This is a genomic window from Photobacterium obscurum (genome assembly GCF_026191635.1).
Lineage (GTDB): Bacteria > Pseudomonadota > Gammaproteobacteria > Enterobacterales > Vibrionaceae > Photobacterium > Photobacterium obscurum.
In genome coordinates this window covers 85,212-108,416 of sequence record NZ_JAKRRW010000018.1, presented here as the reverse complement: position 1 = coordinate 108,416, position 23,205 = coordinate 85,212, and the positions used below count along the sequence as shown (strand labels likewise).

Here is a 23,205-nt window from a genome sequence, read left to right as displayed (position 1 = left end):
GTCCCATTTGCCGGCGAGGTGCGTGACCATTTTACTGGAGAGTAAGCATTGCAAGAACTGCGTCTGTATGGCGACTATGGTGTAACTAAATGAGTATGTTTTTTGTTCTAAGTCATTATATTTCAGATTATAAGGGTTTAGCCAGAATGATTTAGTGCATGTGGTTGCACTTGTGCTATGACATAAGAGACGTGACTAAGATACTCTTTCTTGCGCGGTTAAAATAGCTATTTGGGGCGCATTTTCGAGCAATGTGTTAATCGCTTAATAGAAGAGTTGTCGTAATTGTTTTGGTAGTGAGTTTAAAGGAGAAATGGGTAATGACTAAATTTATTCATATAAGTGACCTTCACATCCATAGCGACAATAACCATGAGGACAATAAAAATTGTAATGTTCTTGTTAATTATGTACTTAAGAGGTATACGAGAGAAAAGCCAGTAGTATTGATTACTGGAGATATAGTCGATGATGGCTGTGAAAAGCAGTATAAAAATGCTGTTAGTATTTTAAAGCCACTTGTTGATAGTGGATTTATTGTGTTACCAGTACCGGGCAATCATGATTATGGACCTGTAGGAAATTTTTATACAGAAAAGTCACAAATGTTGTTTCAACAATATATCTTAGGCAATTTGATTAATAATACTCAAGCGATTCAAAGCGGTGTGTCTATGGAAGATATGTTTCCAATGACTACTTTAATAGATGATACGGTTTTTATTGGGGTTGATTCAGTTGTCGGTGCTGAAGATGAATTTTTGCATTTTGCTAGTGGTGAAGTTGGTTCTTCTCAGAGAAAAAGATTGAAAGATATTTTACATGAGTATCGAAATAAAGGTAAAAATGTAGTTGTGTATTTTCATCATCATCCATTTGATCGCCGAATGGTCATGGAAATGGATGATGCAAAAAAAGTTATGCGTCTATTGGCTGATAAAATTAATTTTCTTTGTTTTGGGCACGCTCATGAATCAGAAGTCTATAATGATCGTCATAATATTGACTGGATGTTAGCTTCAGGAAAATCGACAAAAGCTAATAATCGAAATAAATTCCAATATCGTGAAATTATTGTGAATAGCGATAGTCATGAAGTTTCGATGATTTCTTTCTCGTGACAACCAGAAGACTTGCAGAACTTTGGCATTGCAGAATAAGGGCAGGCTCCATGCCTGCCCCTGAACTTAATCAACACGACAACCAGAAAAAGCATAGTTTGAAGTATGACTAAAAAAGAACATAAGCCAGATCCTCTTAAACATGCTTATCTAATTTATTCCCCCTCACAATATATTTATGTATCCCAGCTTAATAATCTTTCGGTTTTTGCGTTGGAACTTGACAAGAGTAAACGCTTAACGATGTAAGTTTTTGGCCTGAAGACTAGTAATGGCTCGTAGCTAACGGGCTTTGTGCTTAGCCAATAATAGCAACACCGAACAGTGTCTGATGACCACGTAGTACCAGGCCAAAGAGGATTAATCCGATCACCACGGCGACGATATCAAACAGTAGCTTCGGTTCCCCTTTTGGCACCATGCTGTTTCTGGGCTTAGCCAGAAACATATCGATCAGGGCATAAACCAAGAAACCGCCAAAGAGCAGGGTCGAGGCTAAATCACCATTTGCCAATAGATGGACAATGGCCCAGAGGCAAGTGGCTATTAGCATAGGGTGCTTTAGCTTGGTACGGATATGGGTGTCTAAATAGGCCGCGCTTAGTAAGATAAAAACGACTGGCATTAAGGCGTGGGCAAGGGGACGTGAAAAGCCTAGCGGTACCCACAGTTGTTCTTTGGGGGCCTGACCGAAACCGTAGATGATCAACAAAAAGGCGAATAACGAGATCGCAGAAAATAACGCCAGGTAGGGGATTCGACCTAGTTTGTCAATCAGTTGCTGTCTGAGTTCTGTCTTAGTGGGCAATAGATGGATGGCGATAAATAGGATCATTCCCGGTAATAAATATTCCATTATTATTTCCTTATAATTAATTTGCCACTTATTCGCACTGCTATTTATTGGTAGACCATAGTTTACATTAATGACATTGATTGATGGTGATTGGTAACTATAAATGGGTTGTAAACACTGTGAAAAGGATAAATTAAAATAGTAAAAGCCACTGTTTTTACTATGCTTTTAGCAGGCAAAAGGAACTTGATAAACCCTAAAAATCCAAGCTTATATCGAAGGGTTGATTTAAAGATCAGCTTGGAAATGACAAATAATCATGACCCCTGCATTGCCGAAAAATACTAATAATCGGGTATGAAAAATAATGATAAACATCAGTAGATTCATGACCACAGTATTGTTGGCTTTTATTACGCTGTCTGCCTATGCACAAGCCGACCCTGCACCTCAGCAACTTAAAGAGTGGCGTGATTGGGTGCTTCGCGACTCCAGCGTTGATTGTGTAGCGCCAGTGGCTCAGGAAGGCAGGCGCGAGTGTTATTTTACCGGTGATTTAGCTATTACGATTAAGGGGCTGCGGGGGACATTTGAGCTCCCTGTCACCGTCTATAAGGAAGTGGCGGTCTCACTTCCTGGCGGTCGAGCCTGGCCTTCAGATGTCACTGCCGGCGGGAAGCTTGTGCCTGTGATACAGGTACGCAATAAACCTGTGGTTTATTTAGAACCAGGCAGTTATGTTCTGCGAGGGACATTAGAGCTACCGTCGGCATCAAGTGATCTTCAGTTGCCTGAGCTTTATGGACTGCTTCGGGTCACTGTTGATGGCCGAAAGATAGATCGGATAGAGATCGACCGCCAGGGGCGGCTCCGCTTTCGTCAATTGGCTCAAAGAGAGACGAGCGAAGCTGATACGATTACAGCCACAGTGTTTAGAAAACTAAGCGATAGCATTCCTTTTGAAGTCGAGACACGGATTAAACTCCATGTCGGTGGCGATGCAAGGGAGGTGGTGCTTGGCCCTATTGTTTTTCAAGATCATCATCCGCTATTTCTAAATTCCAATCGACCGGCACGGTTAGAACCCGATGGCACACTGCGACTGCAGGTTGCGCGTGGAGCGTGGGCGGTCAATATTCGTACCCGGGCTTTGAAACCTGTAAACGAGCTGACTTTGAAGGCTGGTAACAAAATGCCGCTAGAGGAGCTTTGGGTCATCGAGCAGCATTCTGATTTAAGAAAGATTGAGTGGTCAGGTCTCCCTCAGATTGATCCACAACAGACCGAGCTTCCTGAAGCATGGCGGAAATTTCCTGCATTTGTGGCCAAAGTGGGTCAGACGTTAACGATCAAGGAGCTACAGCGTGGCGACCCCACTCCAGTGAGCAACCGACTAAGCCTCAGTCGCGTACTATGGCGCGACTTTGAAAATGGAGGATACTCAGTTAAAGATACCATTGAAGGTGAAATGCGCCGAGACTGGCGGCTCTCATTGGCAAGTCCGTTTGAGCTTGGGCGGGCTCTGATCGCCGATGAGCCGCAATTTATCACCCGTCTTGCCAATGGTACGCGTGGTGTCGAGGTGCGTCAGTCATCGCTTAACTTTATTGGTGAAAGCCGTATTCCTACGGGCGAAGGAAAGCTGCCTGTGTCGGGATGGGATACCGATTTTGAGAGTGTGTCCGCGCAGCTGTATTTGCCACCTGGCTGGCGAGCCATCCACATCAGTGGCCCAGATTTTGTGTCGGCGACTTGGTTCTCGAAGTGGAACCTCCTCAATGTTTTTCTTGCAGGTCTGATAGCGCTCGCTTTTGGACGTATCTTTGGCTGGTTGTGGGGAGGAGTGGCTGTGGTCACATTACTGGCAACCTTTCATGCGCCTCTGGCGCCGGTGTGGGCGTGGGTGTTGCCGTTACTGGCAATCGGACTTCTTCGGTACTTTAAGGAAGGTCGGGCAAAACGAATCCTTGAATTTTTTCAGCGCATCAGCCTGATGGGGCTGGGCCTGATGGTCATATTTTTTGCTGTGGATCAGGTTCGTGCGGGGCTTTACCCGCAGCTCAGGGAAACGGCTAGCGTAAAACCGTATGCCTCTCTGACAAAGGCACCTAAGGTTATCAGCGAGCATGCAGTAGATGAACGGCGCAAGGATAAGGAAGGCAGGCGTGCCGAATTAGAACAAAGCAAGATGTTCAATCAAGAGTTTTATGACTCCTCCAGCGATGAGCCGCGCAAGCAACGACTTCAGTACGATCCAGATGCCAAGATCCAAACAGGAGCTGGCTTGCCTACTTGGGCCGGCCAATATGTTCAACTGAAATGGAGTGGGCCGGTTCGTCAGGATGAAACCTTCTCACTTATTGTGGCTGGTCCGATTGTCAATTTGTTCTGGGCGATCGCCAACGTTATCTTAGTTTCTCTGCTGTTTGTAAGGTTACTGGGCACATACGGTTTGAAGTCTCGTTTTGGGGGCTGGAAGACAACTGTGACTGTGATGGTTGTAGGTGTTCTTTTGAATGCTGGCGTCACGCCTTCTGTTGAGGCCGCTCCTTTTCCTTCCAATGATTTGCTCGGGGAGTACCAAAAATATTTAGAAAAACCAGCGGCCTGTTCACCGCAATGCGCAGCGATTAACCGGGTAGCGGTAAGGTTAACCGAGCATCAGCTTCGCCTGGATCTTGTTTATCATGCCGAAGATCCGGTAGCGGTTCCGATACCGATCACTTTTACCGAATGGCAACCGACTGCCGTTATTGTTAATGGACTACCGGCGAAACAGCTGTGGCGGCAACAGTCAGATCTGCTCTGGCTGCCGATCAAAAAAGGGGAGACACATGTTCAGGTAATAGCCGATGTCAGTACGCAGAAGAGCATCACGCTCCCCCTTTCAAGCTATGTTCACAACATCTCTGTAGAAGCCAAAGGCTGGCAAGTAAGCGGCTATGAGAATGGCCAAGTGCTGGGAGGTAATTTACAGTTTGCGCGTCAGCAGCTTACAACCAAGCAGGAGCTGGACCCGACAGAAATTCCGGCTTTTGCGATTGTTAATCGTCGTCTCTCCCTTGGCCTTACCTGGGACATGCAAACATCAGTGGTGCGTTACTCGCACAATCAAGAGTCCATGTTGATCGAATATCCGCTATTACCAGGGGAGGAGGTGCTATCGCAAAATGTGCAGGTAAAGGATGGCATCGCGTGGATAAGATTCCCCGCCGGTATTACCTCTGTTCACTTTGCATCTCGCGTGGCGATAAATCCAGTCTTAGTGCTCAAGGCCAGTGTCGGCGATTACGCTGAGTCCTGGAGTGTTTTCCCGGGGCCAATTTGGCACATGGAACAGATGAACGGTATTGCTCCTATACTGGTCGAAAATCGCACCTGGGGGCCGACTTGGCGTCCCTGGGCTGGCGAAAGTGTTGCGCTGGATATCAAGCGGCCGGAAGGGGTATCCGGGGCGACGCATACAGCGCGTCAGGTCAACTATCGTGTGAAGGCAGGGAACAAGCAGCAAACGCATACGCTGACTCTCTCCATAACTAGCTCCCAGGGGGCGCGCCATATGATAGCCCTGCCAGAGAACAGTGCTCCCTTGAAGGTTCTGGTTGATGGTCGGGCGATCCCATTGGATGAATCAATATCTAATATGGCGTTCCCGCTTACACCGGGGGAGCAGGAGATTATTTTGGAATGGCGTCAGGCTAAAGAGGACGGGACTTGGCTGAGTACCCCGGCAATCGATATCGGCATGCCAGTGGCAAATATCAATGTTAGTGCCACCGTACCCAATGATCGGTGGGTGCTATATCTCATGGGACCGCGTCTTGGTCCGGTGATATTGTTCTGGGGTGTATTTCTGCTTTTGCTGATATTTAGTGCAGCCCTTGGATGGCTTAAGATTCGTCCGCTTAAAACATGGCAATGGGCAATGCTGGTTATTGGGTTAGCGCCTGTGTCCATTGTGGGACTTGCCGTAGTGGCGACCTGGTTCTTTCTGCTTGCCCTGCGAGAGAGAGTCGAGTTTGATAAGGTCCGTCCGCTGTATTTTAATACGGGGCAAATCGCCTTGGTTTTAGCCACACTGGCGGCGACGAGTGTCCTTTTTACTGCGGTACAAACAGGTCTTCTGGGCTATCCGGATATGATGGTGGAGGGCAATGGTAGTAGTCGCTGGGGTCTCCAGTGGTACGAAGACCGTACGGAGGGAATCCTCCCTGTGGCTTCTGTCTTCTCCCTCCCAATCTGGGTGTACCGGGCGGTTATGTTGCTCTGGGCATTATGGCTGGCAAACTCTGTTCTGCGTTGGGCGAAGTGGTCGTGGGAGAGTTTTACGGCTGGAGGTGCTTGGAAACGATTGCCGAAGAAAGAAAAGGTGGATGTTCCAGATAAGAAGGCTGTGCCAAAGGCATTGCCTGATAAGCCAAGTGAAGGTAAGTGAGTTCTGCATCAGTTAGAATACATTTAGCCGTTTCTTAGTGTTCTGCTTTCGTATTATTTTAGCCACTTTGGTTGTTCTAAATCATAAAATCGTTATTTCACGCTGAACCATCAGCTGTTCCATACGCACCTAGGGAAATTATTTACTATAGATTAAAGAGTTATATTGAGTATATCTCTTGCGACATGAGTGAGATATATGAACTACCAGTGTTGAGTCAGGCACTATTTTTTTAGGGTGTGAGCGATTGAAAGGGAGTATTCATATGACGAAAGAGTTAACAAAACACCAATCAAAATATGACGAGACCTGCTTCGAATTGCCCCCAGAAGGATTGACGGAGGAACAGAGGAAAAGTTGTCTGGAAGTTTTTAAAAATTACATAAATGTTCAGAAAGATAATTGCCTTGGTTATCAAGTTAATCAAAAAATGGATTATAAGGGAGATATAGAGCACTTTCTTGATTGTCACCTGAATAATGTAGGTGATCCATTTGTTAATGGTAACTATACCCTTAGCAGTAAACGAATGGAAAAAGCGGTTCTAAATTATTATGCCAAGCTGTGGAGTGCGAAAGTTCCCCACGATCCCCAAGATATGGAAAGTTTTTGGGGATATGTTTTATCTATGGGGAGTACGGAAGGCAATTTTTACGGTTTATGGAATGCAAGAGACTACCTTGCAGGAAGGAAGTTGGTTGCTGACGAGCTGCAGAAAAAGCTACGGTTAACAAACTATCTTCACCCGAAACACATTGAAGATAAGCCACATGCATACACACCGGTTGCTTTTTTTTCGCAAGATACACACTACTCAATTATTAAAGCGATGCGTGTATTGAGTATATCGACATTTAGTGAAATCGGTCAGGCAGTCTACCCGGGCCAGAACCCATTGGATCCTGATGGTAATTGGTTAAAAAATAAAGAGGTACCTTCTGTTGAAGGAAATGCAGGTCCCGGTTCTATTGATGTAGACAAGTTGGCAACCCTGGTTGAATTTTTCGCTGAAAAAAATTATCCAATTATCATTTGTTGTAACTATGGCTCTACTTTCAAAGGGGCATATGATGATGTTGAAGGCATTCAAAATAAATTAATGCCAATATTTGAACGGTATGGACTGGTCAATAGGGATGTTCACTACAATGATGTTGATGAAGATGGCAACGAAATAGCTAAAGTCGATACCCGTAACGGCTACTGGATACATGTAGATGGTGCACTTGGGGCTTCTTACATGCCGTTTGTTGAAATGGCTTACAAGCAGAAATTAATAGCTCAAAAGGGGCCAAATTTCGACTTCAGGCTCCCTATTGTAAACTCGATAGTTATGAGTGGGCATAAATGGCCCGGCTCACCCTGTCCATGCGGGGTGTTCATGACAAAAGTTAAGTATCAATTATTCCCTCCGGCTGATCCTGAGTATACGGCTTCGCCGGATTCGACTTTTGCCGGCTCCCGTAATGGTTTTACTCCTATTATTATGTGGAGCTATCTGGCAAAGCATTGCTATGAATTACAGGTTCAGAGAGTTTTGTATTGTGAAGACGTTTCAAGGTATGCCGAAGACCAACTTAACACTTTGCAATATTGTCATCCTGAAACTCAATTATTCGTAGAGCGGACACCATTGGCGCTCACGGTCCGGTTTCGAATGCCGATTAAACCAATTGTTGAGAAATATTCGCTTTCATGTGAATCACTTAAGGTTAACGGTCAGGTACGCCATTATGCACATATTTATATAATGCCATCGACCCAAAAAGAGACTATCGATCAATTGGTTGAGGAGCTTAAAGAGAAGGGGGCATTCAAAGGGGATGATATTTAATAGTAAATACCCTGACGGCGTTGCGTGAAGTGGACCTTGGGAGAGTTTTACAGCCAATCTATTTATAGCGGTTGGCTGTTTGCCATTTTCGTAGAAGTTAGTTTCCCACAATATAATTAGCGGTACAGAAACGTTCCGATAGAAAAGTCATTACTTCTTTTCGTGTCGTCTATTGTTTTATTCAACAGGGACAGGTGGAGTTTTACCCGTTACGCTTCATGACTATGCTCCCATTAATGCTAGAGTTTAGGTCAAAAAAGAATAACGCAAATACGCTTAATTGATTGATTATGCTAATATCGCCTGTTTACTCAATTATCAATATAATATATTGCGTTGGAAAATAGGTATGCTGCTAACATCTTCGTTAACCAGGTTCATCAAGCCTTTTCTAGTGATCGGACTTTGTTTGGGGGGGATACTTCCTTCGCAAGCCTCTTTGCTGGATGAATACCTTTTCGAAACGTGGACCAGCCGAGACGGCCTGCCACACAACAGCATTAATGCAATAAGTCAAACACAGGATGGTTATCTGTGGTTTGCCTCCTGGGAAGGGATTGCCCGCTTCAATGGCCGGGAATTCAAGCTATTTACCAGAGGACCTGAAAGCGCACTGAGTGATTCTGGTGTTCAAACGCTTTACGCAGATCCTGATGGCGGCTTACTCGCAGGTGATGCCAGAGGTGGCCTTACTTACAGAAAACCGTACAGCTGGCAAGCTCTCCCGCCGCTCAAAAATCTTGTTAATGCTGTTTTGCGCAAGCCTGACGGCGGTATTTGGGTTGGCTTGCGAGGGGAAGGCCTTATTTTTCGGGCTCACGACCGAGCTGAAAATCAGGTGATTTTACCAGCAGTAAGCGTATACAACCTTTCATTACGTCTAAATGGTGATTTACTCGCTTCAACGAGCCATGGGTTGTACCTTATTTCATCCAATAAGATTGAAAATATTAGTCAGGCGGCTGGGCAAAAGAACACGCCTGTTTATTCAGCCATGGAAGATGCGCAAGGACGGATTATCTTTGGTGGAGAAAACGGTGCTTGGCGCTACCAAGATGGTCGACTTTCTCGCATTCATGACAAATTAAATAGCATTTTCGTTTCCAATATCCTAATTGATGATCAGGGCAGTTACTGGTTTGGTACGTTTAACCAGGGCATGTATCGTTATTCCGCTAACAAAGTCTCTTCATTCACTGAACTTAATGGGGTACCCCATAACCAGATCCTATCTATCTATCAGGATCGTGAAAGTTCGATTTGGATCGGTACACACACCGGGCTTATTCGCCTGCGTCAGACCCCTTTTACTACGTGGGATAAAACAAGAGGATTGGCAGGTGATTATATTCGAACTGTCCTCGCCTTGGATTCCGGTGAAATAATGGTGGGAAGCAGCCGTGGATTGAGTGTCATTCAAGACGGCCAAACACGTAATTATTCCCCTTCAACTTCAGATCCTTTGGCATCTGAAATGCTATCGGTTATGAGCTTAGCTCCCCGGCATAAAGGGGGAGTATGGGTGGGTTCGTATAATCATGGCCTGTTTAGCTTCGACAACCAAACACTAAAGCATGTTGCTCTACAAGGTTTACCGACCAATGCCATTCGAACCATTCTAGAAGATAGACAGGGACATTTGTGGGTTGGTACAACCGCCGGGCTGGTCAAATATTCTCGCGATGGAACACCGCAGCTGTTTACGACAAAAGATGGTCTCCCTGGTAATTTCATTATGGCACTAGCATTGGATGAGCAGGAGCAGCTCTGGGTTGGAACAGGAGCCGGTGTCGGAATAATAAATCAAGACCAGGTTCGAAGATTAGATCTGCTGCCACTTGAGAAAGCTGAATATGTGTTTGGATTTTATGCCCAAAAAGAGTACATGTGGATGACCACTGATCGGGGGCTTATCCGTTATCGCTTTTCGGACCAAAAACTAAGTATTATTGGGCAAAAAAATGGTCTTCCAATTGATAAATTATTTCAAGTTATCCCAGACCGGAATGGATATTTATGGCTTACCTCAAATCGTGGGATCTGGCGGATTTTGCTAGATGATGCCAACGCCGTCGCCGATGGAACGATATCTCAAATTAATTTCGATCATTATAATGAGCTAGATGGGATGGCAACGGCCCAACTTAATGGTGGTTCGAATCCGGCTGCTACCATCGATTCAACTGGCCAGTTATGGTTTGCGACAGCCAAAGGTGTTGCATCCACTCAACCTCAGCGTTTCAAACAACTGGTATCGCCCAAATTCCCGACCATCATAGAAAGAGTTCGAGGTGCTCAAACATGGCTGAATTTAGCGGATGAGCAACTTTCAGTGTTACCGGCAGGAAGCCAGCGCGTAACATTTGATTTCGTGGGGCTTGGTTTTATTTCTTCTCAGCACATACGCTACCGCACCAAGCTTGAAGGACTCGAATCAGAATGGATAGAAAGGGGGTCGCAAGGATTTGCTGAATATACAAACCTTGCACCAGGGACTTATCGCTTTGTTGTTAACGCTTATTACCCTTATCACGCGAATGAAATAAACCAAGCCAGCTTTTCTTTTCGAATTCTTCCCCACTGGTGGCAAAGGCAGGTTATCCAGTTTGGTTTTTTTGTATTGATCTTCCTTTCTTTTGTTCTGTCGTTCAGGTGGAGGCTACGCCGACTAAGGCAGTCTGAATTAAAACTAAAACATGAGGTTGAACAAAAAACGCAAGCACTTCAGGTTCAAGCATCTGCTTTTGAGAAACAAGCAAGGGAGGATCAATTAACCTGTTTGAATAATCGTCGCGCATTTGATGAATGGATTGATCAGGTTATTTCAACATCTCGGCCAAATAAGGCGTTATCGATCGTGATGCTAGATATCGATCACTTTAAGCGAATCAATGATACCTACACCCATCTGGCTGGCGACCAAGTTTTACGAACCGTTGCTCATAGCCTTAAGCAGTATAATGACGATGATTGTTTTATCGCACGTTGGGGAGGGGAAGAATTCGTGATGGGCATTGTCGGCTGGCAGCCACATGACGTGTACTCCTTGTGTGAAACAATTAATTTATTGGTTAAAGAGCAAGACTACAGCCGAATTGCTGAAGATTTATCGGTCAGTATAAGTATCGGGATCGTCAATGCCGATACTTCATATGATTTTGCGCACCTTCTTCGTTGTGCTGATAAGGCATTGTTTAAGGTTAAAAAATCAGGGCGAGATGGGCTTTTTGTCTATTCACCTAACGAGTAGTTTGTTAAGGAAATGATCGGTTGGGTTGTTGCAGTTGTGAGGGTTTTCTGGTCGGAGACCCGTTTGACTTTGCTATAGTATCAAAGGTGTTTAGTTTTATTCCTGAGCCGTTAGAGGGCCTGTACCTAGCATTAGAATTTGCTTGGAAAGCAGGAGGAGCCTTGAAAAGACTTATTGGTTTATTCATTTCGTTGGTTCTTACTTCGGGATGTTCCAGCTTGCCCAAGGCCACTCTTCCCTCAGAACAAGTGCCGTCAACCTCATACCAGGTTGCCTATATCGTCAACCATGGTTGGCATACAGGTATTGTCTATCCAAGAGAAGAACTACTTCATTTTCTGCCTGAGCTGGCTGAGCGTTTTGGTGACGGGCAATATCTCGAAATCGGTTGGGGCGATATGGAATTCTATCAGTCTCGTGAAGTCACGGTTGGTATTACTTTAAGAGCGATATTTTTGCCGACCGATTCAGTACTTCATGTCGCCTCTGTTCCTAGTTCACCCTATGAATCTTTCCCAAACAGCAAAATTAGAAAAATGTGCCTAGGACAAGCTCAAATAAAATCGTTAGGAAGATTCATATCTAATAGTTTTGAAAGAGATCCCAGCGGAAGAGCCGTGGCCACCCAAAAAGGCTTATATGGAGACAGTCAGTTTTACTCAGGAGTGGGAAGTTTTAATGTGTTTAATACCTGCAATAAGTGGACAGCAATAGGATTAGAAAGTGCAGGTTTCGATATTGATGCATCTTTCAATCTAACAGCTTCAGATATCATTGAGTTTCTTGATTCGGATGAAAACACCAATAAGGCCATGGAGTGTCCACAGCAAGAAAATTACTAGGAAAGGCTACGAAAAAGTGCGATGAACAGATTCCAACCTTATTCACTCTAGTATGCTAAAGGCCCACAATGCTGTGAGCCTTTTTTCGTTGTGTTAGTGCCGCTTAGTGTAAGCCTTCAAGGTCATCGGGTTGGTACAGTTTGCCGTTAAAAGCGATATAGATGCCGGGGGCTGCGAGCCGTGCGGCCATCAAAGCGGAGCCTAAGTTAAAGCCAGCATCATTGGGCGAAAAGCCTACCAACGGCCACATTGCGCCAGTAAATACAATTGATTGGCCATGTTCCTTTGGTAGAAGTGTTTGTAGCCGACGGGCGCTGTCGAATAGGGTGAAGGTGCCATGAGTGATAATGTGGCGGTTACAGTTACTGAGGTTAATTGCTGCACTCATTTCATTGATATCCTGAAGAGTGATATCTCGGCTATCTTTCATACATAGCTCGCACAGCTCGAACTCGTTTGGTGGAACTTGGCCGAATTTGGTAATGAATTCGGGAATGACGGTATGTTGATGGCATAACGCTGTACAGGCATCGATATCATAGTAGGAATCGATAGTGCCGCCGGTAATGATAATTTGAATTTTGTGTTCATTGTCGTTACTGCTCATATTGCTCTCCCAAAGGCATCAAGAACAGGCATAGTTAGCCACAGCTCATTGGTGCGTTTGCATTCACCAGTACGCGGCCTTGCGGTAGATCCGGTGAGGCCCATACCATACGTCGAACCCTCTGACATTTTCCGGTAAAGTCTCGTGGCAACCGATCACCAAAGCGCCACCAGGGTGCATGACTTTATTTATCTGTTCAGTCACGCTGTGCTGTAGCTTAGTACTAAAATAAGTGAATACCAGATTCCGGCATAGCACCAAATCGAATAGATCGACAGGTTGGTTGTAGCGTATGTCCTGCGTATGGAACATTATTGGGTGTTTATATTCTGGTTTCAGGCAATAGATATTGTGTTGCCTTAGAAATGCCTGATGCAGCCAACGCTCGGGAAGGTATCGAATACTACTGTAAGGGTAGCAGGCTTCGCTGATCCGCTTGCCCATTGCTGGATCCAGATCTGTAGCAAGGATTTCGAGTTGAAAACCTGGAAAGTATTGCTGCAATTGCAATTTCCAGATCAATGCAATTGTGTAGGCTTCTTCACCGCTGGCGCAACCGGCACTCCAGACCTTCAATTTATTTTGCCCGTGATCGATTGCCTTGCGGATCAGGCTCGGTAGTAACTGTTGCTCAAGAGCGGTAAATACAGCTTTGTCCCGGTAAAAGCGTGAGATGGTTACCGGGCACAAGGTATCTAGCATGCGCCACTCTCCAGGGGATGCCTCCAGATAGGTGCGGTAGTCGGCCAACTCTTCGAGCGCCCACTGTAGAAACTGTACGCAATCGTAATCCTTCATCGAGCCTCCTGCGATACGGTGTTAATTCTAACAGCCAGCAGGGAAAATGATTTTTCTGGAGACCGAGCTCTATAATTATACTTGTCCACTTCATCTAGGTTCGCGCGTTTCCAATAAAAATTAGAGTCGAGGTTGAAAATGGAAATAACGCTATTGAGAATGTTTCTGATTATTTCTGTAACGACTTTTATCTTTAAATGTGGTGACAGCCAGATAGATTCTGATGTTATCCCGCCTCCGGCAATGCCATATGCAAAAAATATTATTATATTAATTGGGGCTGGCATGGGGGAGGAACACCGGAAAGCAGCGCGTTTGGTCAAGGTTGGGGAAGCTGGCAAGCTATCAATGGATGATATGCCATCAAGTGGTTTTATACAGACCCATTCTGCGGACAACTTTGTTACAGATTCAGCGGCTGCAGCAACTGCATTGGCAACAGGAGTGAAAACAAATAATGGTGTCATAGGGCTAGATGCTAATTTGGGTTTTGTACCGACAATATTAGAAGATGCAAAGAAACAAAATAAGCTTGTTGGTCTAGTCACTACAACACATGTTACGCATGCAACACCTGCCGGATTTGTCGCTCATGTTGAAAATAGAAATTTGATGACCAACATTGCCCTGCAGATTGTGGATTCAGATATTGATGTATTACTTGGTGGTGGAGAGAATGAGTTTTTGACAACATCAGAAAATGGTTGCTATCCGGAAGCAGGGAAAAGAACTGATGGCAGAAACCTTATTCAGCAAGCCATTTCAATCGGATACACTTATGTATGTGATTTATCTTCATTTAGAGCGATTGATACGTCGTCTTCGCTAAAGTTACTTGGGCTTTTTGGTGATGAAGGTATGGTTCGTCCTTTTTCTCCTTCATTAGCTGAAATGACACAAAGTGCGATAGATATCCTTTCGAAAGATCCCAATGGTTTCTTTTTAATGGTCGAAGGCGGTCAAATTGATTGGGCGAGTCATGATAATGATGCGGCTAATGCTATTACTGACACCGTAGACTTTGATGAAGCTGTTGAGGTAGTGAAGCAATTTGCGCTTACTGATAGTAATACGTTAATCATTGTAACGGCAGATCACGAAACAGGAGGTATGTCAGTCTCATCGTCATCGAGTGGTTTGGATAGTGAAGATGGGCCGTTTAGTTCAGCGGGTGGTGGTTTGTTTTATGTAAATTGGTTAACAACAGGCCATACCGCAGTAAATGTTCCAATAACATCGCAAGGCCCAAGATCTGAAAATCTATCTGGTGTTCATGATAATACGTTTGTTCATAGTGTTATGAAGAATGCGCTTAGTGGCGAGTAATTCCATAAATTATTATGGAGTTGAAGAATTACAGTTTGTTTGGTGATTTCCCTCTATCTATTTTGTGATTACATTTGGTAAATGTGTCAGCGATGTACCAGAACGTAAGTGCATAATTTGTTAATGTAATTGGTCATATCACCAAGATCTAGCGGCCAGGAGGCTACTAACTGCATCAGGAGGGATGTTCGATGCTAGTAATTCGTCCGATCAACGAGAATGATTTTCCGGCACTTATGCGTTGCGCAGAAGAGTCCGGCCATGGTTTTACTTCACTTCCAGTTAACGAAGAACTGTTAAGAAAAAAAATTCAGCACTCGGTGGAAAGTTTTAGCAAAGCGGTGACTATACCTAATACAGAAGGGTATTTGATGGTTGCTGAAGATCTAGAAACCGGCGAAGTGGTCGGTACCACTGGTATTGAAGCCGCGATAGGGCTAGATGCACCATTTTATAGCTATCATATCAGTAAAGTTGTACATGCCTCGCGTAAGTTGGGGGTACACAATGTGGTTGAATTGTTAACCTTTGGAAATAACTACACAGGTTGTAGTGAAGTGTGCACTTTGTTTCTACGTCCGGAGTGGCGAAAGGGCGCCAATGGCCGCTTATTATCTAAGTGTCGTTTTTTAATGATGGGGGAGCACCCACAGCGTTTCTCCAAAACCGTGTTTGCTGAAATGCGGGGTGTTTCTGATGAAGAAGGTCACTCCCCATTCTGGGAGTGGCTGAGAGAGCATTTCTTTTCGATTGAATTTACTCATGCTGATTATCTTGTTGGTGTTGGTCAGAAAGGTTTTATCGCCGATCTCATGCCAAAGCTTCCGATTTATGTCAATTTGCTGAGTAAAGAAGCGCAGGAGGTGGTTGGCCAGGTACATGAGAAAACTCGGCCCGCATTACGCCTGCTGGAGAAGGAAGGTTTTAGCAATCGCGGCTATGTCGCGATTTTCGATGCCGGTCCGACCATAGAATGCGACTTGGTAAATATTAAATCAGTCTACAACGCGTTCCATTGCTCGGTTGAGGTGGGTGAACATGCCTGCCAGGATGAATATTTGATCTGTAATACCGAGTTTCGTAACTTCAGGGCTGTCGCGGGTAAGGTCGCTGTGGATGCTGATCGTAAATGCGCTCGTATTTCCTCTGAAATGGCAGATGCACTTCAGGTTTCAGACGGTGATAAGATCCGGCTGGTCACACCCTAATTAGTAATACTGTGAATGATTCTAGATGTTTAAATTTTGAATATTTAAGCCACTGTAAGCATGAGCGATATCATTTGTTTGAGTGGATATGTCAAATTTAGCCACAGATGGGTAAAGATTAGATGAGCACAGTTTAACCGCTGAGTAACCAATCATCTTAATATCTTTAATTTTAAGTCTTATTAATTAACTACTTACCGGCACTAAGTGCCGGTTTTCACTTCATCTTCATGCTAATTATGCATTGCCCATTCATCTCAGAAAATATGCGACATATATCACATTATGAAATATGTCACTGTGCAATGATCGCATAAAAATACAACAAATAAACAAGAAGCCAAGCCTGTATTTGCCATTGCATAAATAAATCATATAGAAGAGTAACGGATAAACGTGAATATATTAACTAGCTTTAAGGGCCGTATTATTACGGTCGCTATCTTGTTATTAACGGTTTCCCTGGCCGTTTCAACCTTTCTTTCATACCGTCAACATTCAACTTCAATTCTGAATAATATTGACAAATATTCGCAGCTAAAGATCGATAGTTCATCTAACAAGATCTCTGAATGGTTTCATACTATTCGAGTTGGTATTGTCAAAACGGCACCAAGTTTTGCGAAAGAGCATAATGATTCCCAGCTCTCATTGATGGTCAGCCAAATTGAGAACGCGACGAAAGCTTCGGATATTGTGGTTGGCTTTGAGGATGGTCGCTCTTATGGTGCGAAAAGCGGTAAGCGTGATTTAGCAAAGTATGATCCACGGGTTCGAGGTTGGTATAAGAATGCCAAACAAAACCGCGGTACTTATATTACGGGTATCTATAAAGGGGCATCGTCTGGAAAGTTGATGGTCAGTATTGCTGAACCTTTCTATTCTGATGGTCAGTTCCAAGGTGTTTTGCTTGCCGATCTAAATTTAGATCTTTTGGCCGAAGTCGTTAACGAGTCTCCTTTTGCCGGAGCAATGACTGGGTTATATGACAATCAAGGTATAACGATTGCTTCTACTGGTGATATTGATGTTCCAGGTAAAAGTAAGCTTTCTGATTCTTCCGACCTCGTTGCTCTTGAGCGTGAGGTACTTTCCTCTGATAGCGGTATTTTCAATTACAACTTAAGTGGCGTGGATAAGATTGCCTATTTTCGCTCCATTGAGCTTGATAATAATACGCGCTGGCATCTGCTGGTGGGGATCGATAAGTCTGTGGCCTACGCCGAGTTGGATGAGACGTTAACGGATTCTTTAATTACAGCCGGTATCCTGATCTTTCTTTCTGCGGTAATTATTCTTTTGCTTCTTAATCGCCTGTATCGTCCAATTCTGTCTTTAAAGACCACGATAGTCGAATTATCGCAGGGAAATGGTGATCTTACTCGTCGCCTTGAGGTCAATACCAAGGATGATTTGGGTCAAATTGCTGAGGCCGTAAATACCTTTATCGGCAACCTGCAAGGTATGATGCTTGAAGTATCACAAGCTACAGGTCATATCTCTACGGGTATTAAACAACTTAAAAACCAAACTGAGCTGAACAATACGGTTCTAACGTCTCATGCGGCAGAAACCGACCAGGTTGTTACTGCGGTTAATGAAATGAGTTCGACGGCTGAGAGTGTCGCAGATAGTGCGTCACAGTCTGCTTCGTTTACCCAGAATACCAGTGAAGAAGCCGAGCGCTCTAAACGTGTAGTGAGTGAGGCTGAACAAAGTGTCGCAGCGTTGGTTGATGAAGTTGATGCAATGGCACTCAGTATTCAAACTATGGACGAAGATACCAAGCAAATTGGCTCTGTTTTAGAAGTGATTGGCGCCATTGCCGAGCAAACTAACTTGCTTGCTTTGAACGCGGCAATTGAAGCGGCTCGTGCAGGTGAGCAAGGGCGTGGCTTTGCGGTAGTTGCTGACGAGGTGCGCGCTTTAGCAGCAAGAACGCAACAGAGTACTTCTGAGATTAATGAAATGCTGAATAAACTTCGTAGCGGCTCACAATCGGTAGTGACGGCGATGGATGATACTAAGCGCCGTTGCCAGCAAACTGCTGACACAACAGCCAATGTTAACGAGAGTCTCGATTCAATGGCCAACTCAGTGGTGAAGATCAATGATCTTGGGCTTCAGATCGCGACTGCGGCAGAAGAGCAGAGCACGGTAACTGAAGAAATTAACCGTAATATGATGGCGATCCAGAATATGGTGGGTCAGCTTACGGATAACGGCTCAAAAACGATGGACAGTACCCACAACTTAGCTAGCTGTAATGAACAGCTTGTGGCTATCGTTAAGCAATTTAAACTCCAATAATGCCTAAAGTATAACTATTGGTAAAAAGCCTCCGGAAGTGCCGGAGGCTCACTATTCGCACTATCCAAACTAGTAGCCTACCTTACTAATTGACACCAATCCCCCCCTCGAATGCTGTTGGCGCATCTGGATGACTAAACAGTATTGAGCCTCTGAAATCTTCATATCTCTATATAACTCAATCCTAACATTCACCTGGCAAATTCTTCTCTTGTTGTTATTGATCAAGTTTAATATTACGCAGAGGAGTATAAATTCAGTCTAACAAATTTAATGGCTGTCTCAGTAATCAATTTTAATCAAGGATGGAGTCACAGGATGGGGGAAAGGCTAAATGCTCTTATGTACAGTACATTAGGCTTAAATAAGACAGGGTTTGTAGTTCGTGTCTACGGCTTGGCCATTGTATGGGCGATGGCTTTGATATTGATAAATTATTTCATTTTTTATCAGGCCGAAGTTGTGCAAGCTCTCAATGAAAGTGAATTAGCATCTGCGTTGGTGTCTCTTTTAATTACGACGCCGTTAATGGAAACACTTATTTTTCAATGTTTTATTCAAAGTATGCTTCGACATGCGAAAGGAAGCCCAGCTTTTTCAATCGTTGGGTCGGCAATCATTTTTGCCTTGGTTCACTTGGTGAATTCGATTTTAAATGCAATGGTGATTGTAGCACTTGGCTTTGCGCTGGCTCTGACTTATGAGTATGTGAGGATGAGGGTTGGCAATATATATGCTTTTATTACGGTTTGGATTGCTCATAGTATATGGAATGTGTTTGCCATCTTGGGTATCCCGGCTCTGTTCCTGGCTTTTGGTTTGGAGTGATCTGGCAGCGAGCCAAATCGTAATTATCAGGTGAAGCGTTATATACGGCAAAAGTAAGCTAAGGGGAGTGCAAAGTCGAATAGGGGATGCGCTTGAACTAAACGGCAGGCACAAAAAAGGGCATCCTGAGGACGCCCCTTCTTCAAAGCTTAAACGCTTGGTATCAAATTAGATACGCTCAACGTTAGCAGCTTGAGGACCTTTCTGACCTTGTTCGATGTCGAAAGATACTTTCTGGCCTTCAGCTAGAGATTTGAAACCTTCACCAGCGATAGCACGGAAGTGAACGAATACGTCTGCACCGCCGTTGTCTTGAGTGATGAAACCGAAACCTTTCTCGTCGTTAAACCACTTAACAATACCAGTTGCTTTAGACATGTGATGTCTCCTGAAAAAAAATTAAATTCACGCTTATAGCGTACTTAAGCCAACATAATGTATTACTTATGGACAAAAGAATAATGAAGCTCTTCAGGACAACTACGCCTTTTGCAAAGCGGTGGAACGAAGTTTTCTATTTCAATTTGTTGCATAAATAGGTCTGCATTACAGGCCGGGGACTATTAAGCCACAAGGCATAGAGCAGGGCAAGCAAATACTTTTAAATTTAAGCGTTTATCGAAAAAAGTGTGAAGTTAGTATCATTGGTAGGAGAATAATCTTTGGTTTTAACAATAAGTTAGTGACAAAAGGGTTGTTTTGCGAGGAAAAATAAAATTTTATAAACCAAAATAGCAGAGATTAAAAAAGGGCCAAACAGCCCTTTTATTCACACATAAGTAGAAGATTGATTAAATCTTTTCTACGTTTGCAGCTTGTAAGCCTTTTGGACCTTGCTCTGTTTCGTAAGCCACTTTTTGACCTTCAGCAAGCGTTTTGAATCCGTCGCCAGTGATAGCACGGAAATGAACGAATACGTCAGCACCGCCGTTATCTTGAGTGATAAAACCGAAACCCTTTTCTTCATTGAACCACTTAACGGTACCTGTTGCTTTAGACATGTTGTCTCCTGAATTTCTACATCAACTAAAAGCGCCAATAACTATTTAACTTTGGTGACAATTGAAACAGATAGCTTCAGTACAACTGTCTTGAAACAAGAGCCTATACGTGAAGATTTGTTCGTTCATATTGTTGCATCATTGCCAAACACTACTGGTCTATTGAAAGAGTAGGCATTGATATACCAATTGCAAATAGATTAATGATAAATTTGTGGTTAGATTCACAGGATTTTGATGAAACAAGTGTCGTTTGCGTCAGCTCTATAGAGATGAATTAAAAGCGTTTTCTTACATCTGATAAAATGATTCACTGGTGAGAAACTGCCACTGAAGTTTAAATTTGATACTCCATATTTTGCTGTATCAAATCAAAGAATCGCTGTTATTTTTTTCTTGTTGAGAATGTGACTTGAGTAACAACATAACTTTCTGTTATAACGAGCCTAGTTGGGTTTTGTAGATTCATAAAAGGACAAATAATGAACACTATCCTTGAACTGGTACGCCAGACACGTCGTAAGAACAAACTGAAACGTGAAATCTTAGACAATGATCGTAAGGTCCGAGACAACCGTAAGCGTGTTGAGCTGCTTGAAAACCTGCTTGATTACATCAAGGCAGACATGACTCACGACCAGATCGTTGAGATCGTCGAAAATATGAAGGGTGATTACGAGGATCGCGTTGATGATCACATCATCATTAGTGCTGAGTTATCGAAAGAGCGTCGCGAAGTAAGCAAGAACGTTAAAGATCTGAAGAAAACAGAGATTGCTAAGCACTAATCTCAGCGATGAATTTGAAAAGCTCGACTCAGGTCGGGCTTTTTTTATGCCGAAAAAATGATGTTGCTGCTATCGCAAGTCAATTTGTAATTGCGCGCTTATTGGTGTGTTGGTTAGCCATTGTTGATCCTTATAAGTAAGAAATAGTCTAAAAAGTTACTCATGGCTGTCTATACTTCCCTCTTGTTTGTGTTTTTTCTGAATATGTTTAGGTTTGTAGGGATAACTTCTGTCAATTTGTTGATATGCCTGTTATTTGTTTTGGTGGAGATAAAGTTAGCGTTAACTGAAAGATGGATATAACAGAAGAAGGAAAGTGGTCGATTACATCCTTTTAATCATGCTCATAAATCCCAGCAGTCATGAGGAGAAAGCAATGAAGAATATGTTAGCTCAGTCGATGTTAATGCTTGTAATGGTCTTTGGATATAGTGGTTTGGTGTCGGCTAACCAGCATAGTTATGGTGATGATATTTTAGATGATGAACTCTTTGATAAAGATCTTCATAAGATATTTGCCAGAGAAACGTTCTCAGCTAAATTGGACGGTTTTCAGGAAGTACCTGCTATGTTGGCCGAAGGTAAGGGGCGCTTTAGGGCAAAATCGGATGGGTATACCCTGACGTTTAAGCTAAGGTATAAAGACTTGAGTGGAGATGCTAAAGCTGCTCATATTCATTTTGCCCAGCCAGGTGTAAACGGCGGAGTGCTTGCTTGGCTTTGTGACTCAACGTTGGTTAATGCGCCAGCATGCCCGGCACCAGGAGAAAAATTAGAAGGTACGATTGCGGCTGATGATGTTCTGGCTATTCCTTCTCAGGGAGTTGAAGCTGGCGATTTTAAAGCGTTAACCAAGGCAATGAAAAATGGCGCAGCCTATATCAATGTACATACTGAGAAGTTTCCAGCGGGTGAAATACGAGGCAATATCAAAGACTAAGTAAGTGTTTCGAGTACTGCTAAAGGTATCCTCTAAGGCTGTGGTTTAAGCAGCCTTTCTTCAAATTTGCCAAATTGGTATGACACCTTCGATGTTTTTGTAATGTCTTTTTATCACACGCTATCAAAATGAGAACTAACTCATTGTTTTTCAGAACTGTCTAATGAAATATGAAAACTATATTTTATTTAGCTGTTTTCAATAGATGAGTGCGATGATCCAACAAGTTCCAAGTTTTAATGAAGCGTTATTGGACAAACTAGTGACACATTTTGGTGTTACTCGGCATATGAAAGATGGTGGCTATATTCTCCCGGATGGCCGTTTACTGAATCTACAACGATCAGATATAAATAATCGCCAGTTTCACCGTGCGGTAGCGGCACTGATGCCTGAAGACATGCTTGGTATCTGTGACGAAATAACCATTATCAACTTGATGGCCGCGACAGGGGCTATCCGATATGAAGCAAGAGGACGAGTACATGTAGCGGTAGAGCCTACCCGGCAGCAGCGACGTAAGCTGTTTGATATTATGAAGTACAGTGTTCATAGCTACCGTGTCATAGTCTCAGACTCTAATGGAGCCACCATGGGCGATCAGATGTTCCAGTCTCCTCAAGCTCATGAGTTACTTCACTTCTTTAATAACTGCTTCAGTAGTGAGCAGAAGCAATACCGTGATGATGAGTTCTACGTGACTGAAGAGCGAGATTATTGTGTTCTTGTTTTCCGGCCTGAGCAACGGCGGATTGGCCGGTATGATTTAAAAACTAACACTTATACGATTGATCCGAGGTTTGAAGGAGTACTCGATGTTTTTGAGGATAAAATTAGCCAGTTAAATATTTTTGAACGGTGTGCAAATTAACCTTCCGGTGATGTACTGAAATGTAAAAGAGCCGGTAACAGGAAAAGTCTTTGGGTGTGAGTTTAATGAGCTACTTGCCGAGCTGAGTTAATGTATTATTTTGCTAGTAAGGCTCATTTATCATTAGATTGGAATAAACACCCAGCTTGCTGTTGTTTGATAGGGCGATCTGTTGAATGTTTTGCATGCTATTTCCTGCTCTATACCGGGACGTGAGATTGTTTTAAACTTTGCGGCTGCTGATGTGTTA

General features: G+C 43.6%; 17 protein-coding genes. 12 read left to right on the top strand and 5 right to left on the bottom strand.

Features of this window, described 5'->3' with window-relative positions:
- Positions 1–320 precede the first annotated feature (320 nt).
- Positions 321–1,121: a metallophosphoesterase family protein gene (locus MD588_RS19345; RefSeq protein ID WP_265699290.1), complete on the top strand. Its 801-nt coding sequence runs from the start codon at positions 321–323 to the stop codon at positions 1,119–1,121.
- Between the two features lie 298 nt (positions 1,122–1,419).
- Here MD588_RS19345 and MD588_RS19340 read toward each other — a convergent pair whose 3' ends face one another.
- Entirely contained in the window at positions 1,420–1,977 is a 558-nt protein-coding gene (locus MD588_RS19340; protein WP_265699289.1) for an NnrU family protein, read from the bottom strand.
- A 328-nt stretch (positions 1,978–2,305) separates the two neighbouring features.
- Between MD588_RS19340 and MD588_RS19335 the strand changes: the two genes are divergently transcribed.
- From MD588_RS19335 to MD588_RS19320, 4 genes are all read left to right on the top strand, one after another.
- Positions 2,306–6,352, top strand: a complete 4,047-nt coding sequence (locus tag MD588_RS19335) for a hypothetical protein (RefSeq protein ID WP_265699288.1) — start codon at positions 2,306–2,308, stop codon at positions 6,350–6,352.
- A 265-nt stretch (positions 6,353–6,617) separates the two neighbouring features.
- On the top strand, positions 6,618–8,186 hold the full coding sequence (locus MD588_RS19330) for a pyridoxal-dependent decarboxylase (protein ID WP_265699287.1): 1,569 nt from the start codon (positions 6,618–6,620) through the stop codon (positions 8,184–8,186).
- Positions 8,187–8,535: 349 nt separating this feature from the next.
- Positions 8,536–11,436 carry a ligand-binding sensor domain-containing diguanylate cyclase gene (locus MD588_RS19325; protein ID WP_265699286.1) on the top strand — a complete coding sequence of 967 codons (2,901 nt, stop codon included), beginning with the start codon at positions 8,536–8,538 and terminating at the stop codon, positions 11,434–11,436.
- A gap of 86 nt (positions 11,437–11,522) precedes the next feature.
- The gene (locus tag MD588_RS19320) at positions 11,523–12,278 is read left to right on the top strand and encodes a TIGR02117 family protein (protein WP_265699285.1); all 756 of its coding nucleotides are present in this window, start codon (positions 11,523–11,525) and stop codon (positions 12,276–12,278) included.
- Positions 12,279–12,381: 103 nt separating this feature from the next.
- Here the strand turns inward: MD588_RS19320 and MD588_RS19315 are convergent, their stop codons facing one another.
- Both MD588_RS19315 and MD588_RS19310 read right to left on the bottom strand, forming a co-directional pair.
- Positions 12,382–12,885: an asparaginase domain-containing protein gene (locus MD588_RS19315; RefSeq protein ID WP_265699284.1), complete on the bottom strand. Its 504-nt coding sequence runs from the start codon at positions 12,883–12,885 to the stop codon at positions 12,382–12,384.
- Between the two features lie 63 nt (positions 12,886–12,948).
- Positions 12,949–13,683, bottom strand: a complete 735-nt coding sequence (locus MD588_RS19310) for a CheR family methyltransferase (protein ID WP_265699283.1) — start codon at positions 13,681–13,683, stop codon at positions 12,949–12,951.
- A gap of 138 nt (positions 13,684–13,821) precedes the next feature.
- On the opposite strand from MD588_RS19310, the gene MD588_RS19305 reads away from it, so the two are divergent.
- The 4 genes from MD588_RS19305 to MD588_RS19290 all read left to right on the top strand — a co-directional run bounded on the left by MD588_RS19305 (position 13,822) and on the right by MD588_RS19290 (position 19,355).
- Positions 13,822–15,009: an alkaline phosphatase gene (locus tag MD588_RS19305; protein ID WP_265699282.1), complete on the top strand. Its 1,188-nt coding sequence runs from the start codon at positions 13,822–13,824 to the stop codon at positions 15,007–15,009.
- 191 nt (positions 15,010–15,200) lie between these two features.
- Positions 15,201–16,217, top strand: coding sequence for an arginine N-succinyltransferase (gene astA / locus MD588_RS19300; RefSeq protein WP_265699281.1), 1,017 nt, complete (start codon positions 15,201–15,203; stop codon positions 16,215–16,217).
- 396 nt (positions 16,218–16,613) lie between these two features.
- Positions 16,614–18,527, top strand: coding sequence for a methyl-accepting chemotaxis protein (locus tag MD588_RS19295; RefSeq protein WP_265699280.1), 1,914 nt, complete (start codon positions 16,614–16,616; stop codon positions 18,525–18,527).
- Between the two features lie 318 nt (positions 18,528–18,845).
- Positions 18,846–19,355 (top strand): CPBP family intramembrane glutamic endopeptidase, encoded by a 510-nt coding sequence (locus tag MD588_RS19290; protein WP_265699279.1) that lies wholly within the window; start codon positions 18,846–18,848, stop codon positions 19,353–19,355.
- A gap of 168 nt (positions 19,356–19,523) precedes the next feature.
- Here MD588_RS19290 and cspE (MD588_RS19285) read toward each other — a convergent pair whose 3' ends face one another.
- Positions 19,524–19,733, bottom strand: a complete 210-nt coding sequence (gene cspE / locus MD588_RS19285; protein ID WP_036830632.1) for a transcription antiterminator/RNA stability regulator CspE — start codon at positions 19,731–19,733, stop codon at positions 19,524–19,526.
- A 413-nt stretch (positions 19,734–20,146) separates the two neighbouring features.
- Positions 20,147–20,356: a transcription antiterminator/RNA stability regulator CspE gene (gene cspE, locus MD588_RS19280; protein ID WP_036824165.1), complete on the bottom strand. Its 210-nt coding sequence runs from the start codon at positions 20,354–20,356 to the stop codon at positions 20,147–20,149.
- Positions 20,357–20,838: 482 nt separating this feature from the next.
- Here cspE (MD588_RS19280) and MD588_RS19275 point away from each other — a divergent pair, with 482 nt between their 5' ends.
- From MD588_RS19275 to MD588_RS19265, 3 genes are all read left to right on the top strand, one after another.
- Entirely contained in the window at positions 20,839–21,144 is a 306-nt protein-coding gene (locus MD588_RS19275; protein ID WP_128782529.1) for a DUF496 family protein, read from the top strand.
- 316 nt (positions 21,145–21,460) lie between these two features.
- Complete coding sequence (locus MD588_RS19270; RefSeq protein WP_265699275.1) at positions 21,461–22,084, top strand: CHRD domain-containing protein; 624 nt, start codon at positions 21,461–21,463, stop codon at positions 22,082–22,084.
- A gap of 214 nt (positions 22,085–22,298) precedes the next feature.
- Entirely contained in the window at positions 22,299–22,955 is a 657-nt protein-coding gene (locus tag MD588_RS19265; protein WP_265699274.1) for a hypothetical protein, read from the top strand.
- Positions 22,956–23,205 lie beyond the last annotated feature (250 nt).

Coding starts and splice junctions, on each gene's coding strand:
- MD588_RS19345 (WP_265699290.1), top strand. CDS start 321: ATGACTAAATTTATTCATATAAGTGACCTTCACATCCATAGCGACAAT.
- MD588_RS19340 (WP_265699289.1), bottom strand. CDS start 1,977: ATGGAATATTTATTACCGGGAATGATCCTATTTATCGCCATCCATCTA.
- MD588_RS19335 (WP_265699288.1), top strand. CDS start 2,306: ATGACCACAGTATTGTTGGCTTTTATTACGCTGTCTGCCTATGCACAA.
- MD588_RS19330 (WP_265699287.1), top strand. CDS start 6,618: ATGACGAAAGAGTTAACAAAACACCAATCAAAATATGACGAGACCTGC.
- MD588_RS19325 (WP_265699286.1), top strand. CDS start 8,536: ATGCTGCTAACATCTTCGTTAACCAGGTTCATCAAGCCTTTTCTAGTG.
- MD588_RS19315 (WP_265699284.1), bottom strand. CDS start 12,885: ATGAGCAGTAACGACAATGAACACAAAATTCAAATTATCATTACCGGC.
- MD588_RS19310 (WP_265699283.1), bottom strand. CDS start 13,683: ATGAAGGATTACGATTGCGTACAGTTTCTACAGTGGGCGCTCGAAGAG.
- MD588_RS19305 (WP_265699282.1), top strand. CDS start 13,822: ATGGAAATAACGCTATTGAGAATGTTTCTGATTATTTCTGTAACGACT.
- astA (WP_265699281.1), top strand. CDS start 15,201: ATGCTAGTAATTCGTCCGATCAACGAGAATGATTTTCCGGCACTTATG.
- MD588_RS19290 (WP_265699279.1), top strand. CDS start 18,846: ATGGGGGAAAGGCTAAATGCTCTTATGTACAGTACATTAGGCTTAAAT.
- cspE (WP_036830632.1), bottom strand. CDS start 19,733: ATGTCTAAAGCAACTGGTATTGTTAAGTGGTTTAACGACGAGAAAGGT.
- cspE (WP_036824165.1), bottom strand. CDS start 20,356: ATGTCTAAAGCAACAGGTACCGTTAAGTGGTTCAATGAAGAAAAGGGT.
- MD588_RS19275 (WP_128782529.1), top strand. CDS start 20,839: ATGAACACTATCCTTGAACTGGTACGCCAGACACGTCGTAAGAACAAA.
- MD588_RS19265 (WP_265699274.1), top strand. CDS start 22,299: ATGATCCAACAAGTTCCAAGTTTTAATGAAGCGTTATTGGACAAACTA.